Annotated in this window: 14 protein-coding genes (1 of these 14 running past the window's edge); 6 read left to right on the top strand and 8 right to left on the bottom strand. The window is 63.7% G+C overall.

Annotation, left to right across the window (positions count from 1 at the left end; genetic code table 11):
- Nucleotides 1-22 precede the first annotated feature (22 nt).
- The 4 genes from grxD to JX25_RS07055 form a co-directional block, all read right to left on the bottom strand.
- Complete coding sequence (gene grxD / locus JX25_RS07070) at nt 23-397, bottom strand: Grx4 family monothiol glutaredoxin (protein ID WP_128254336.1); 375 nt, start codon at nt 395-397, stop codon at nt 23-25.
- 26 nt (nt 398-423) lie between these two features.
- A complete protein-coding gene (locus tag JX25_RS07065; protein ID WP_128254335.1) occupies nt 424-666 on the bottom strand; it encodes a BolA/IbaG family iron-sulfur metabolism protein in 243 nt (80 codons plus the stop codon).
- Between the two features lie 72 nt (nt 667-738).
- Nucleotides 739-2895, bottom strand: coding sequence for a phosphoribosylformylglycinamidine synthase subunit PurL (purL, locus tag JX25_RS07060; RefSeq protein ID WP_128254334.1), 2157 nt, complete (start codon nt 2893-2895; stop codon nt 739-741).
- Nucleotides 2896-3122: 227 nt separating this feature from the next.
- A complete protein-coding gene (locus JX25_RS07055) occupies nt 3123-4019 on the bottom strand; it encodes a LysR family transcriptional regulator (protein ID WP_128254333.1) in 897 nt (298 codons plus the stop codon).
- A 126-nt stretch (nt 4020-4145) separates the two neighbouring features.
- Between JX25_RS07055 and JX25_RS07050 the strand changes: the two genes are divergently transcribed.
- From JX25_RS07050 to ccmE, 3 genes are read left to right on the top strand one after another with little or no spacing between them, the layout of a single operon-like run.
- Nucleotides 4146-4958, top strand: a complete 813-nt coding sequence (locus JX25_RS07050) for a glutamate racemase (RefSeq protein WP_128254332.1) — start codon at nt 4146-4148, stop codon at nt 4956-4958.
- Between the two features lie 27 nt (nt 4959-4985).
- On the top strand, nt 4986-6014 hold the full coding sequence (gene argC, locus JX25_RS07045; protein WP_128254331.1) for an N-acetyl-gamma-glutamyl-phosphate reductase: 1029 nt from the start codon (nt 4986-4988) through the stop codon (nt 6012-6014).
- A 25-nt stretch (nt 6015-6039) separates the two neighbouring features.
- Nucleotides 6040-6480, top strand: a complete 441-nt coding sequence (ccmE, locus tag JX25_RS07040) for a cytochrome c maturation protein CcmE (protein ID WP_128254330.1) — start codon at nt 6040-6042, stop codon at nt 6478-6480.
- 31 nt (nt 6481-6511) lie between these two features.
- On the opposite strand, the gene gltA is transcribed toward ccmE, so the two are convergent.
- Nucleotides 6512-7798 (bottom strand): citrate synthase, encoded by a 1287-nt coding sequence (gene gltA, locus JX25_RS07035; RefSeq protein ID WP_128254329.1) that lies wholly within the window; start codon nt 7796-7798, stop codon nt 6512-6514.
- Between the two features lie 69 nt (nt 7799-7867).
- Complete coding sequence (gene gltX, locus JX25_RS07030; RefSeq protein WP_128254328.1) at nt 7868-9262, bottom strand: glutamate--tRNA ligase; 1395 nt, start codon at nt 9260-9262, stop codon at nt 7868-7870.
- 67 nt (nt 9263-9329) lie between these two features.
- Here gltX and JX25_RS15095 point away from each other — a divergent pair, with 67 nt between their 5' ends.
- Both JX25_RS15095 and JX25_RS07025 read left to right on the top strand, forming a co-directional pair.
- Nucleotides 9330-9482, top strand: a complete 153-nt coding sequence (locus tag JX25_RS15095) for a hypothetical protein (RefSeq protein WP_241557873.1) — start codon at nt 9330-9332, stop codon at nt 9480-9482.
- Complete coding sequence (locus JX25_RS07025; protein WP_241557872.1) at nt 9482-11377, top strand: ComEC/Rec2 family competence protein; 1896 nt, start codon at nt 9482-9484, stop codon at nt 11375-11377. Before JX25_RS15095 ends, JX25_RS07025 begins: the two co-directional genes overlap by 1 nt.
- Here the strand turns inward: JX25_RS07025 and lexA are convergent.
- Together lexA and JX25_RS07015 are read right to left on the bottom strand one after the other, a co-directional pair.
- Nucleotides 11371-12051 carry a transcriptional repressor LexA gene (gene lexA, locus JX25_RS07020; protein ID WP_128254327.1) on the bottom strand — a complete coding sequence of 227 codons (681 nt, stop codon included), beginning with the start codon at nt 12049-12051 and terminating at the stop codon, nt 11371-11373. The two genes, JX25_RS07025 and lexA, sit on opposite strands and share 7 nt — an antisense overlap.
- 16 nt (nt 12052-12067) lie before the next feature.
- On the bottom strand, nt 12068-13138 hold the full coding sequence (locus JX25_RS07015) for a lysine-2,3-aminomutase-like protein (protein ID WP_128254326.1): 1071 nt from the start codon (nt 13136-13138) through the stop codon (nt 12068-12070).
- 123 nt (nt 13139-13261) lie between these two features.
- Between JX25_RS07015 and JX25_RS07010 the strand changes: the two genes are divergently transcribed.
- Nucleotides 13262-13859, top strand: the 5' portion of a protein-coding gene (locus tag JX25_RS07010; protein ID WP_128254325.1) for a hypothetical protein. Its footprint extends 14 nt past the window's final position; only the first 598 of its 612 coding nucleotides appear in the window; it begins with the start codon at nt 13262-13264; the stop codon falls past the right edge of the window.

The following is a 13859-nucleotide window of genomic DNA, read 5'->3' as shown; positions in this document are numbered from 1 at the left end:
CCGGCAATGCCGGGGCTTTGTCTTATTCCGCGTTGGCTTCGCGGATCTTGTTGGCCGCGTCCTGATCGAACGCGATGCCGTTATCGGTAAACAGGGTGTCCAGTTCACCAGACAGCGTCATCTCGGTGATGATGTCGCAACCGCCAACAAATTCGCCCTTCACGTAAAGCTGCGGGATCGTCGGCCAGTCGGAGAAATCCTTGATGCCCTGGCGCAGTTCCGGCGTCGCCAGAACGTTCACGTCCTTGAAGGCAACGCCCATGTAGTTCAGCACCCCTGCAACGCGGCTGGAGAAGCCGCATTGCGGCATCTGCGCCGTTCCCTTCATGAACAGCACCACGTCGTTGATTTCGATCGTTTCGCGGATCTGGTCCTGCGCGCTCGTCGTGTCGGTCATGTCGGTTCCTTTCAGGCCCGTTTCTGTCAAGCTGGCGCCTTGGTGGTCAGGGCCAGCGCGTGCAATTCGCCATTGGCTCCGTCCATCTTGCCCTTCAGGCTGGCATAGACGGCGCGTTGCTGCTGCACGCGGTTCATGCCCCGGAAGCTTTCGTCGATCACCTCTGCCGCCCAGTGGTTGCCGTCGCCGGCAAGGTCGGTGATCGTGATCTTCGCGTTCGGGAAACCTTCCCGGATCAGGGCTTCGATATCATGGGCTTCCATGGGCATGGGTATGTCCTTTGGCTGTCCGTTCAGATGTAGCCCCGCCCCACGCCTCGTGCAAGGTGGCGGGGCAGGGGATCAGGCCACCGCCGCGGCGAAAGCCGATCGGTAAAGCGACGAAAGTTCGGCCAGCGGGGCCTGTGCGCCCCCAAGGCGGATGGTGGTGCCGCCAAAGGTGCCAACCTGTTCAAGCTCAACGCCCGCAGCCTGCGCTGCGGCCTGAAGCGCCGCCAGTTCCGATGGTGCAATGGCCAGCAGGTACCGGGCCTGATCCTCGCCGAAGAGCGTGCCGGTATCGGCAGCGGTCAGCGCCGCGCCGATGCCCGCCCCCTCGGCCATTTCGAACGCGGCAAGGGCAAGGCCACCATCGGCCAGATCGGTTGCAGCCTTCACGCGGGCGCGGTTGGCGCGCAGGAAGTCGCCGTTGCGACGTTCGGCTTCAAGATCGACATGCGGGGCATCGCCGTCCTCGCGGTCCAGCAGTTCGGCCAGAAGCGCGGACTGACCCAGATGGCCTTGCGTGCTGCCGATCACGACCGCCAGATCGCCGGCCGAGGGTTGCCCCGAGATCATCTCGTCCAGCATCAGGATACCGACGGCGCCGATGGTCGGCGTCGGCAGGATGCCCTGACCATCGGTTTCGTTGTAAAGCGACACGTTGCCCGACACGATGGGCATGTCCAGCGCCACGCAGGCCTCGCCGATGCCTTGGATCGCGCCGACGAACTGGCCCATGATCTCGGGCTTCTCGGGGTTGCCGAAGTTCATGTTGTCGGTCGTGGCCAGCGGCTTCGCGCCAACCGCGGTCAGGTTGCGATAGGCTTCGGCAACGGCCTGACGGCCGCCCTGCACGGGGTTCGCCTTCACGTAACGCGGCGTCACGTCGCTGGTGAAGGCCAGCGCCTTGCTGCTGCCATGCACGCGCACCACGCCCGCGCCCAGGCCGGGCGCGCGAATGGTGTCGGCCATGACCATGCTGTCATACTGTTCATACACCCACGCCTTGTGCGCATAGGACGGCGAACCGATCAGCGCGCGCAACCCCTCGATCGGGTCGATGGCGGGAATGTCGGCCATCGGCGCGGCGGCGGGCGTCGGCACCCACGGGCGGTCATATTCGGGGGCCGAGGAGGACAGTTTCGACAGCGGCAGATCCGCCATCACCTGATCGTTGTGAAGGATCAGGAAACGATCTTCGGGAATGGTTTCGCCCACGATGGCGAAATCCAGATCCCATTTCACGAAGATGGCGCGGGCCTCGGCCTCTTTCTCGGGCTTCAGCACCATGAGCATCCGCTCCTGGCTTTCCGACAGCATCATCTCGTACGCGGTCATGTTCGATTCGCGCTGCGGGACGTTGTTCAGGTTCAGCTTGATGCCAAGACCGCCCTTGTCGCCCATTTCCACCGCCGAACAGGTCAGGCCTGCGGCCCCCATGTCCTGAATGGAGATGACGGCACCCGAGGCCATCAGCTCAAGGCAGGCTTCCAGCAGGCGCTTTTCGGTGAAGGGGTCGCCGACCTGCACGGTCGGGCGCTTCTCCTCGATGGTTTCGTCGAATTCGGCGCTGGCCATGGTTGCGCCGCCCACGCCGTCACGGCCCGTCTTGGCGCCCAGATACACAACCGGCATGCCAACGCCCGAAGCGGCGGAATAGAAGATCGCATCCGCATCGGCCAGGCCGGCGGCGAAAGCGTTCACAAGGCAGTTGCCGTTGTAGGCTTTGTGGAAGCGAACCTCGCCGCCCACGGTGGGCACGCCGAACGCGTTGCCATAGCTGCCGACGCCTTCCACCACGCCCTTTACCAGATGGCTGGTCTTTGGGTGCGACGGCACGCCGAAGGACAGCGCGTTCATTGCCGCGATGGGCCGCGCACCCATGGTGAACACGTCGCGCAGGATGCCGCCCACGCCGGTGGCCGCGCCCTGGTGTGGCTCAATATAGGACGGGTGGTTATGGCTCTCCATCTTGAAGATGACGGCTTGCCCGTCGCCAATATCGACCACGCCCGCATTCTCGCCGGGGCCGCAGATGACCTGCGGGCCGGTGGTGGGCAGTGTGCGCAGCCACTTCTTCGACGACTTGTAGGAACAGTGCTCGTTCCACATCGCGCTGAAGATGCCAAGCTCGGTGAAGGTCGGCTCCCGCCCGATGATGCCAAGAATACGGTCGTATTCGTCCGGCTTCAGGCCGTGGGCGGCAATCAGATCGGGCGTGATGGCGGGCTCGGACATGGCTTCCTCGGACGCAGGGAGATTTGACCCGCGTCATAAGGCCAAAGACCGATCAGGGGAAGGCACGAAAAAAAAGCCGGGCATAAGCCCGGCCCAAGTCCAACAGGGAGGTATGAAGCCAGCGATCATAAACCGCCACCTTCACAAGCTGATTTAAGGCCGGGATGCCTATTTCGCAAGCAGAAGTAAAACTTGTAAGCGCATGGCCGCCATGCGCTTTTCGCATATCAACCTGCTTGGGACTTCTTGCGATAGGCGACGACTTCCTCGCTCACGAAGTCGCGGAAGGCGGCCACCCGCTTGGAATGGCGCAGTTCCTCGGGATAGGCGAGGAAGACCGGAACGTCGTTCGACGACACCTCTGGCAAAACCCGCACCAGATGCGGAAACTCGTCGGCCAAGTAGTCGGGCAGCACGCCGATCCCCAGATGGTTCAACACGCCCTGCATCACCCCGAAATAGTTGTTCACCGTCAGGGTGGAGGGGATGTCATGGCTCATCAACTCGGCCACCAGCGCGGCACCTGCGCTGACCTGCGGGGTGCTGGCATGCTGGCAGATAAGGCGGTGCTTGCCGAAATCGTCCATCGTCTGGGGTGTGCCGTGCTTTGCCAGATAGTCGGGGGACGCGTAAAGCTGCATCCGGATCGTCATCAGGCGCTTGCGGATCAGGTCGGCCTGGCTGGGTTCCTTCATGCGGATGGCCACGTCGGCCTCGCGCATCGGCAGGTCCAGAACGCGTTCTTCCAGCATCAGGTCGATCTTCAGTGCCGGGTACTTGCTGTAAAGCGTGGTCAGGCGCGGGGCCAGCCACATGGTGCCAAGGCCGATCGTGGTGGTCACGCGCAATTCGCCGAACACCTCGTCCTCGCTGTCTCGGATACGGGCGGCGGCGGCATCAAGACGCTTGGCCATCGCGCTGGTCGCATCGAACAGAAGCTCACCCTGCTCGGTCAGGATCAGGCCGCGCGCATGGCGGTGGAACAGCGTAACGTTCAGACTCTCTTCCAGCGCGCGGATCTGCCGGCTGACGGCTGATTGGGAAAGGTGCAGCGTGTCGCCCGCATGGGTCAGGCTGCCTGCATCGGCAACCGCGTGAAAAATGCGAAGTTTGTCCCAGTCCATCCCGGCTTTCCTTGCCCTTCCACCCCATCTAGTCCCTGCATGGCAGAGTTGCAAATGGAACATGGCTGGAAACCGCTCGTAATCTCGCATAGGCAGGTGGAAATGCGGATGCAGGGGGAGGGTGCGATGGCCGTTGGCGTCTTCGATTCGGGTCTTGGCGGGCTGACGGTGCTGGATGCGCTGCAAAGGCGCATGCCTGATGTGCCCTTTGTTTATCTGGGCGACAATGCCCACGCGCCTTACGGTGTCCGTGATGCCGATGACATCTATAACCTGACGACGCGCGCGGTTGAACGGCTTTGGGCCGAAGGGTGCGACCTTGTGATCCTTGCCTGCAACACCGCATCGGCTGCCGCGCTGAAGCGGATGCAGGAAACATGGGTTCCGCCGGAAAAGCGCGTGCTGGGCGTGTTCGTTCCGCTGATCGAGGCGCTGACAGAACGCCAGTGGGGCGACAACAGCCCCCCGCGCGAGGTTGGGGCGAAGCATGTCGCCCTGTTCGCCACCCCTGCCACCGTTGCAAGCCGCGCGTTCCAGCGTGAACTGGCCTTCCGGGCCATCGGCGTGGATGTGGAGGCGCAGCCTTGCGGCGGCGTGGTCGACGCGATCGAGGCGGGAGACGAGATTCTGGCCGAAGCGCTGGTGAAATCCCATGTGGAGGCGCTGCTGCGCCGGATGCCGAAGCCCGATGCCGCCGTTCTGGGCTGCACTCATTATCCATTGATGGAGGCGGTTTTCCAGAAAGCGCTTGGGCCCGATGTGGCCGTCTTTTCGCAGCCCAACCTCGTGGCCGCCGCGCTTGACGATTACCTGAAGCGTCGCCCTGAATTTCTTGGCGCGGGAACCGAAAGCCGTTATCTGACCACGGGGAAACCTGACAGCGTTTCGTCCCACGCCACACAATTCCTGCGCCGTGGCGTGCGGTTCGAAGCCGCCTGATCGACCCGCGTGACAGAAAGGACGACCATGACCCATCGCATCGCCATTCTCGGCGCCTCGGGATATACGGGGGCGGAGCTGGTCCGCCTGATCTCCACCCATCCGTCGATGCGGATCGTGGCCCTTTCGGGGGACCGCAAGGCCGGCATGGCCATGGCCGAGGTGTTCCCCTTCCTGCGCCACCTGGACCTGCCCGTGCTGCAGAAGATCGAGGAGATCGACTTTTCGAACGTTGATCTGGCCTTCTGCGCATTGCCGCATGCCACCTCGCAGGCCGTGATCAGCCAGCTGCCGCGCGATCTGAAGATCGTGGATCTTTCCGCCGATTTCCGCCTTCGCGATCCGGCCGAATATGAAAAGTGGTATGGCAAGCCCCATGCCGCGGTGGAAATGCAGGCAGAGGCCGTTTACGGCCTGACCGAGTTCTATCGTGACGAGATCCGCAATGCGCGTCTGGTTGCGGGCACGGGCTGCAACGCCGCCACCGGCCAATATGCCGTCCGCCCGCTGATCGAGGCTGGCGTGATCGATCTGGACGAGATCGTGATGGACCTGAAGGCAGGTGTGTCGGGCGCGGGGCGCAGCCTGAAGGAAAACCTGCTGCATGCGGAATTGTCCGAAGGCACCAACGCCTATTCCGCTGGCGGCAAGCACCGCCATCTGGGGGAGTTCGACCAAGAATTCTCCCGGCTTGCCGGGCGTCCCGTGCTGATCCAGTTCACGCCGCATCTTGTGCCCATGAACCGCGGAATCCTTGCGGATGTTTACGTTCGGGGGGAACCGCAGGCGATCTACAAGGCGCTGGCAAACCGTTACGGAGATGAACCCTTTATCCACGTTCTGCCTTTCGGCACGCTTCCCTCCAGCCATGATGTGCGCGGATCGAACCATGTGCATATCGGTGTGGTCGGTGATCGCATACCGGGGCGGGCGCTGGTGGTTGCCACGCTGGACAACCTGTGCAAGGGCTCCAGCGGCCAGGCGATGCAGAACGCGAACCTGATGTTGGGGATCGAGGAAACCGCCGGTCTGATGCTGGCCCCCGTTTTCCCATAAGCAGGAAAGTCTAGGCGGGAAACGCATGAAGGGTCTGAAGAAGCGCCGGCGCATCCAGATCATCGCGCTGGCTTTTGTTGCCCTTGCCGGATCGACGGCACTGGTGGGCTGGTCGATGCAGTCCGGCATCAACTTCTTCCGCTCGCCCAGTCAGGTGCTGACCGATCCGCCGCGCGAGGGCGAGGTGTTCCGCCTTGGCGGGTTGGTGCTGGAAGGCAGCCTCGTGCGCGGGCAGGGCGAAACCGTGTCCTTCAGCGTGACCGATGGCGGCGCGATCGTTCCGGCGCGTTACACGGGCGTTTTGCCCGATCTTTTCGGCGAAGGGGAGGGCGTGGTGGGCACCGGCACAATGGAGGGCGACATGTTCGTGGCCACCGAGATCCTTGCCAAGCACGACGAGACGTATATGCCCAGAGAGGTTGTCGATGCCCTGAAGGAACAGGGTGTTTACGAAGCCCCGGAATGAAAAGGACCGGCCCAAGGGCCGGTCCTTTGCGTTAGCGCGATTCCATGTCGGGATAATCCCGACGCTCCGGCCCGGTGTAAAGCTGACGCGGACGGCCGATCTTCAGCGCCGGATCCGAGATCATCTCTTTCCACTGGCTGATCCAGCCCACCGTGCGCGACAGCGCGAAGATCGGCGTGAACATCGAGGTGGGGAAGCCCATCGCATCAAGAATGATGCCCGAATAGAAGTCGACGTTCGGATAGAGCTTCTTGGAGATGAAGTACTCATCCTCCAGCGCGATGCGCTCCAGCTCCTTGGCGACCTGCAGCGTGGGGTTGTTGTGGATCCCCATCAGCTCCAGCACCTCGTCGGCGGATTCCTTCATGACCTTCGCACGCGGGTCGAAGTTCTTGTAGACGCGGTGGCCAAAGCCCATCAGGCGGAACGGATCGTTCTTGTCCTTGGCCCGCGCGATGAATTCGGGAATGCGGTCCACGGTGCCGATCTGGCGCAGCATCTCCAGGCAGGCCTGGTTCGCGCCGCCATGAGCCGGCCCCCACAGGCAGGCGATGCCTGCGGCGATACAGGCGAACGGGTTCGCACCCGAGGAACCTGCCAGACGCACGGTGGAGGTGGATGCGTTCTGCTCGTGATCGGCATGCAGCATCATGATCCGATCCATGGCCTTTGCCAGGATCGGGTTCACCTCGTACTGCTCGGCCGGGACAGAGAAGCACATGTGCAGGAAGTTCGACGCGTAATCCAGATCGTTGCGCGGATAAACGAACGGCTGGCCGATGGAATACTTGTAGGCCATCGCGGCGATCGTCGGCAGCTTGGCGATCAGGCGGAACGAGGCGACCTCGCGCTGCCACGGATCCGAGATGTCGGTGCTGTCGTGATAGAAGGCGGACATCGCCCCCACGACGCCGACCATCGTGGCCATCGGGTGCGCATCGCGGCGGAACCCGCGGAAGAAGTTGTGCATCTGTTCATGCACCATCGTGTGGCGCGTGACTGTGGTGCGGAACTCGTCCATTTGCGCTTTCGTGGGCAGATCGCCGTAAAGCAGCAGGAAGCACAGTTCAAGGAAGCAGGACTTTTCGGCCAGCTGTTCGATCGGATAGCCGCGGTGCAGCAGTTCACCCTTGTCGCCGTCGATGAAGGTGATCGCGCTGTCGCAGGACGCGGTGGAGGTGAAGCCGGGGTCGTAGGTGAAGACGTCCAGCTCGCTGTAAAGCTTGCGGATATCGAGCACGTCCGGACCTGCCGTCGGGCTGCGGACCGGAAGCTCTACGGTCTTGTCACCGAAGGTCAGTGAGGCGTTTTTGGTCATAGGGTCATCCCTCTCCAGTCGCGGGGGGACGATATCGGCCCCCCAATCACGTTGCGGGGCCGCGGGCGCTTATGCAGCATCCCGAAGTCGCGCGATCGTTTCGTCCCGACCGATGACCAGCATCATGTCGTAGACGCTTGGCGTCGCCGTCCGTCCCGCAAGTGCGGCGCGGATCGGGGCGGCCAGCTTGCCGAACCCCAGACCCTGTTCCTCCGCAAAGCCGGTAAGGATCGGCTCCAATTCCTCCTTCGTCCAGCTAGCACCCGCCAGCCGCTCCGTCAAACCTTTCAGTATGCTACGGGATACAGGATCAAGCGCAGCTTCCGCCTTCTCGTCCCGTTCGACCGGGCGGGAGGCGAGGGCGAAGCGCCCTTTTTCCAGCAGGTCCGGGAAGGTCTTGGCCCGATCCTTCAGCGCATACATCCCGCGCAGCAGGCGATCCCGCTGCACCCCGTCCAGTGCGGGCTGACCGGCGGCGGCAAGAAAGCCCTCCAGTTCCGCGATCAGCGCCGCGTCGTCCATCATCGCGATATGCTGACCACAAGTATGTTCCAGTTTCTTGAAGTCGAGCCGGGCCGGTGCACGCCCGATGCCCGGCAGGTCGAACCACTCCTTCGCCTGCTCGGTCGTGAAGATCTCGTCATCCCCATGGCTCCATCCAAGGCGGGCAAGGTAGTTGCGCATCCCGGCGGCGGGATAGCCCATCACCTGATACTCCTCCACGCCCAGGGCGCCGTGGCGCTTCGACAGTTTCTTGCCGTCGGCGCCGTGGATCAGCGGGATGTGCGCCCATACGGGAACCGTCCAGCCCATCGCGTCATACACCATCTGCTGGCGTGCCGCGTTGTTCAGATGGTCATCGCCGCGGATCACGTGGGTAACGCCCATGTCGTGATCGTCCACGACCACGGCCAGCATATAGGTGGGCGTGCCGTCCGACCGCAGGATCACCATGTCGTCCAGCTGGTCGTTGCGGAAGCGGACGGTTCCCTGAACCTCGTCGGTGATCACCGTCTCCCCTTCGCGCGGGGCCTTCACCCGTATCACGAAAGGCGCATCGGGATGGGTGGCGGGATCGGCATCGCGCCACGGGCTCTGGAACAGGGTGGAGCGGCCCTCGGCCCGTGCAGCCTCGCGGAATGCCTCGACCTCCTCTTGCGTGGAAAAGCATTTATACGCCGTGCCGCCCGCAAGCATCTGGTGCGCCACTTCTGCATGGCGGTCCTTGCCCTCGAACTGGCTGACCACATCGCCGTCCCAGTCAAGGCCCAGCCATGTCAGGCCCTTCAGGATCGCTTCCGTCGCCTCGGGGGTGGACCGTTCGCGGTCCGTATCCTCGATCCGCAGCAGGAACTTGCCGCCACGCCCGCGGGCGTACAGCCAGTTGAAAAGCGCGGTGCGCCCCCCGCCGATGTGAAGATAACCCGTGGGGGAGGGCGCGAAGCGGGTGACGATTTGGGACATCGGAGATTTAACCTTTCGGAAACCATGCTGTGCGAGGTTTGTCCCCGACTGATTAGGCAAATAGGACATGAAGGACAAGGTTTCCGCCCCCCTCATCGCTTTGGCCGATGTGCGGGGACGCTTGTTCCCGTTGCTGCCGGTTCTGATGGGCATCGGCATCGGCTGGTGGTTTTCTTTGACGGATGAACCGGGGCGCTGTCATATCTGGCGGCGGCCCTGATGGGCGGGGCGTTTCTGTGCATCGCGCTGCGGGGCCATTACCTTCTTCGTATTCCCGCATGGGGCGCGGTTGCACTGGTGGCGGGATTCCTGCTGATCGGGGCGCGGGCATGGATGCAGGAGGCGCCCGTTCTTGGATTTCGCTATTACGGTGCGATCGAGGGGCGGGTGGTGGAGGTCGACCGGTCGGCCGGCGATCATTTGCGACTGACGCTGGACCGGGTGGTGCTGGAAAGGACCGCACCGGACCGCACGCCGGAAAAGGTGCGGGTATCGCTTCACGGCGAGCAGTCCTTCTTCACGCCGCAGGCGGGGGCGAGGGTCATCCTGACGGGGCACCTCATGCCGCCGATGCCGCCCTCGCAGCCGGGGGGCTTCGACTTCCGGCGCATGGCATGGTTCCAGCAGTTGGGCGCACTCGGCTATACCCAGTCCCCCGTTCTGCTGCTGGCGCCGCCCGAACCTGCCACGCAACTTGTGAACCGGCTGAGGGAGCGGCTTTCGGCAGCCGTCAGCAGCCATATCGACGGGCAGGCAGGCGCCTTCGCGTCGGGTTCGGTGACGGGGGATCGTTCCGGCATCACCCAGGGTACGGTCGTCGCCCTGCGCGATTCCAACCTGTCGCACCTGCTGGCGATTTCGGGAATGAACCTTGCCTTCCTTGTGTCCTTCGTTTTTGCCGTTCTTCGTTTCGGGTTGGCGCTGGTGCCAGTCGTAGCGTTGCGGGTAAACACCAAGAAGATAGCGGCAGTCGTCGCCGTTTGCGTGGCCGGCTTCTACCTTGCGCTTTCGGGCGGCAACATCGCAACAGAGCGCGCCTTCATCATGTCGGCCATCATGCTGGGCGCGGTTCTGGCCGATCGGCGCGCCCTGTCGATGCGTACCGCTGCCCTTTCCGGGATCATCCTGCTGGCCCTTCAGCCCGAGGCACTGATCAACGCGGGATTCCAGATGTCGATGGCTGCCACGGTGGGGCTGATCTGGGGCTTTGGCGCGGTGGACCGGCTTGCCTTTCGCCAGCGCCTGCCAAGGTGGAGTGTTCCGGTCTATGTCGCGCTGCTTTCATCGGTCATCGGGGGGCTGGCGACGGGGCCGATCGCCGCGGCGCAGTTCAACCGCTTTGCCGATTTCGGGTTGCTGGCCAACCTGCTGACCGTACCCGCCATGGGACTGTTGATCATGCCGGGTGCGGTGGTCGCCACATTGCTGGCCCCGTTCGGCCTGCCGCAGCCCGGCATGTGGATGATGGAGGCGGGTGCGCGCTGGATCCTTGCCGTCGCACATTGGGTGGCAGGATGGGAAGGGGCCGTGACAGGCATTCCGGCGCCGCCGCCATGGGTGCTGCCGGCGCTGGTGCTGGGGATGGCGTGGATTATTGTCTGGCCGCAGCGTGTGCGCCTGCTGGGGGTGCTGCCAATGGCGGTGGCGCTGGCGGGATGGTCGATCGCCGAACGTCCGGCCGCGCTGGTGGCGGCTGATGGGATTCTGGTCGGCATCATGGGCGATGACGGGCGCAGCCTGTCCTATCCCAGCGGCGGAAGCTTCGTTGCAGGCTCGTGGCTTCGGTCGGACGGCGATCTTGCCGCGCAGGTTGTCGCGGCCGCCCGTGATGGCTTCCGCGAGGTGGACGGCATCCGGTCAGGTGATCTGGATGGGCTGGTTCTGGCGCATCTGAAGGGCAAGGCCGCGCCGGATCATCTGGCCCGTGCCTGCGAACTCGCGGATGTTGTCGTTATCGCTGCGCGTCTGGCCGAACCGCATCCCGAAGGTTGCCGCGTGATCGACCAGCAGGAGCTTTCGCGAACAGGTGCCATGGCCCTTTCGGTGGGGGAGGGGGGGCTGGTGATCCGCCCGACCCTCGCGACCCGCAGGGTCTGGGACGGGGCAGATCAGTAGTTGCGGATCAGGCCGACAAGCCGCCCCTGAACCTTTACCATGCCTTCGGGCAGCACGCGCGTTTCATAGCGCGGATTGGCCGCTTCAAGCGAGATCATGCGGCCCTTGCGGCGGAAGCGCTTCAGCGTCGCCTCGTTCCCGCCGATCAGGGCCACGACGATGTCGCCGTTTTCGGCCGTGATCTGTTCGCGGATGATGACGGTGTCGCCGTCATTGATCCCGGCTTCGATCATGGAATCGCCCTCGACCGTCAGCGCATAATGTTCGCCCCGGCCGGACAGCATGGTGCCGGGAACGGCAACATGATGGGTGATGTTCTGGATCGCCTCGATCGGAATGCCGGCGGCGATCTTGCCCATCACCGGCACTTCCAGCGCGTCCAGCGTCACGGGCAGGGCGCCAACGGGCTGGGCGGGGCGATCACCCTCGATCACCTTGGGCTGGAAGCCCCGTTCCATCGCCTCGGGCAGTTTCACGATCTCGATGGCGCGGGCGCGATGGGCAAGGCGGCGGATGAAGCCACGTTCCTCCAGCGCCGTGATCAGGCGGTGGATGCCGGATTTCGACCGCAGGTCCAGCGCCTCCTTCATCTCGTCGAACGAGGGCGGCACGCCGTCCTGATCCGTCCGCTGCTTGATGAAGTTCAGCAGTTCCATCTGCTTGCGCGTGAGCATCCTATTATCGTCCCGTTCAGGTTCCACTCTTGTTCTGCCCGTGTTCCCTTTTTGTGTCAAGAGGTTGCCGTTCCGGATCGGCGTAATCGTGCAGATTTCCGCGCCAGTCGGTGATCCGCCAGTGCCCCCCGCCCAGATCTTCCGCATGATCGCGCGTCAGCGGCACCTTTCCATGGCCTCCGGGAATGTCGAGGACATAGCTGGGCATCCCGATGCCCGACAGGTTGCCACGCAGGGCTGACATGATGGCCTGCCCCTCGGCGATCGTGGTGCGGAAGTGGCTTGTTCCCCGCGCAAGATCGCAATGATGCAGGTAATAGGGTTTCACCCTGTTTCGCAGCAGCCCGCGGAACAGGCGGGCCAGCGTTCCTGCATCATCGTTCACCCCGCGCAGCAGCACGGTTTGCGACAGCAGCGGCACCCCTGCATCCGACAGGCGGGCAAGGGCGGCACAGGCGTCGGGAGTCAGTTCGGCGGGGTGGTTGGTGTGAACAACTACGAAAACGGTGCGGCCCCGCAGCGCCTGCAGCAGGCGGTCGTCGATCCGGTGCGGCGCCACGGCCGGCACGCGCGTGTGGAACCGTATGACATCGATATGCGGAATGGCGGTCAGCCTGTCTATCAGATGCGCCAGCCTGCGCGCCGACAGGACCATGGGATCGCCGCCGGTCAGGATCACCTCGTGGATGTGGGGGTGGGCGGCAAGATAGGCGATGATGCCGTCCAGCTCGGCCGCAGAAAGGGAGCCGTCCTCGCCCACAGCCTCGCGCCGGAAGCAGAAGCGGCAGTAAACTTCGCAGGTTTGGGTGGCGTGCAGGATCACGCGGTCGGGATAGCGGTGGGTCAGTCCCGGTGTCGGGCTGAAGGTGGCATCGCCGATCGGGTCGTGCAACTCTTCGGGGCGGATAGTCAGTTCCGCCGCCGTTGGCACGAACTGGGCCGCAACGCCCGGATCATCCGCATCGCGCATCGCATCTGTCATGCGGATGCGGAAGCCATCCGCCACGGCTTGCAGATCGGGCGTTTCCGCATGGATCAGGCCATCGCGAACAAGATCGGCCAGGGTTTCGGAGGCGCGGCGCGGCACGGGTGCAGCATCCCTTTTGCAAAGGGCGCTTTTATCGCGCGGGGGGCGGCGGGATGCAATGCAGTTTCCTCTGGCAATCGTGCGCCTCTTCCTTATCAATGGCCGCAGAATTGCGGAGGAAAGATGACCCAGACCGCCAGACACGACAAGATGGACTTGGCCCTTCCCCCGCAGGAGGCGACGCTTCTGCACAACGCCTATGGCGAGGCTGATACCATTCTTGAATATGGTAGCGGTGGGTCGACCCTGCTGGCGGCATCGATGCCGGGCAAGCGCGTTTTCAGTGTCGAATCCGATCCCGAATGGGTGGGCCGGCTGCAGGCTGCGACCGAAGGCGCCGTTTCACGGCCGGTTCTGCATCATGTCGATGTCGGGCCGGTGGGCGACTGGGGGCGCCCCCTGGCGCCGCGGCAATGGCCGAAGTTCCACCGCTATCCCACGACGGTCTGGGACCGTGATGACTTCGTGCATCCTGACGTGGTGCTGATCGACGGATTGCTGCGCCCTGCATGCTTTGTCACCTGCGCCATCCGCATAACGCGCCCCGTTACTGTCCTGTTTGATGATTACGCGGGCCGGCCCGCCTATCACATGGTGGAGCGCATCGCCCGGCCCGTCCTGTTCGAGGGGCGCATGGCCGTCTTCCATCTGGAGCCGGGGCTTCTTTCACCTTCCGACATGACGATGGTTCTGGAGATGTTCACGCAGGTGAACTACGGCG

This window comes from Falsirhodobacter deserti (assembly GCF_004015795.1).
Taxonomy (GTDB): Bacteria; Pseudomonadota; Alphaproteobacteria; order Rhodobacterales; family Rhodobacteraceae; genus Falsirhodobacter; species Falsirhodobacter deserti.
This window is presented reverse-complemented; position numbering and strand designations above follow the sequence as displayed.

What these genes read in the sequence shown, in the direction of transcription:
- grxD (WP_128254336.1), bottom strand. Translation starts at nt 397, where the DNA reads ATGACCGACACGACGAGCGCGCAGGACCAGATCCGCGAAACGATCGAA.
- JX25_RS07065 (WP_128254335.1), bottom strand. Translation starts at nt 666, where the DNA reads ATGCCCATGGAAGCCCATGATATCGAAGCCCTGATCCGGGAAGGTTTC.
- purL (WP_128254334.1), bottom strand. Translation starts at nt 2,895, where the DNA reads ATGTCCGAGCCCGCCATCACGCCCGATCTGATTGCCGCCCACGGCCTG.
- JX25_RS07055 (WP_128254333.1), bottom strand. Translation starts at nt 4,019, where the DNA reads ATGGACTGGGACAAACTTCGCATTTTTCACGCGGTTGCCGATGCAGGC.
- JX25_RS07050 (WP_128254332.1), top strand. Translation starts at nt 4,146, where the DNA reads ATGGCCGTTGGCGTCTTCGATTCGGGTCTTGGCGGGCTGACGGTGCTG.
- argC (WP_128254331.1), top strand. Translation starts at nt 4,986, where the DNA reads ATGACCCATCGCATCGCCATTCTCGGCGCCTCGGGATATACGGGGGCG.
- ccmE (WP_128254330.1), top strand. Translation starts at nt 6,040, where the DNA reads ATGAAGGGTCTGAAGAAGCGCCGGCGCATCCAGATCATCGCGCTGGCT.
- gltA (WP_128254329.1), bottom strand. Translation starts at nt 7,798, where the DNA reads ATGACCAAAAACGCCTCACTGACCTTCGGTGACAAGACCGTAGAGCTT.
- gltX (WP_128254328.1), bottom strand. Translation starts at nt 9,262, where the DNA reads ATGTCCCAAATCGTCACCCGCTTCGCGCCCTCCCCCACGGGTTATCTT.
- JX25_RS15095 (WP_241557873.1), top strand. Translation starts at nt 9,330, where the DNA reads ATGAAGGACAAGGTTTCCGCCCCCCTCATCGCTTTGGCCGATGTGCGG.
- JX25_RS07025 (WP_241557872.1), top strand. Translation starts at nt 9,482, where the DNA reads ATGGGCGGGGCGTTTCTGTGCATCGCGCTGCGGGGCCATTACCTTCTT.
- lexA (WP_128254327.1), bottom strand. Translation starts at nt 12,051, where the DNA reads ATGCTCACGCGCAAGCAGATGGAACTGCTGAACTTCATCAAGCAGCGG.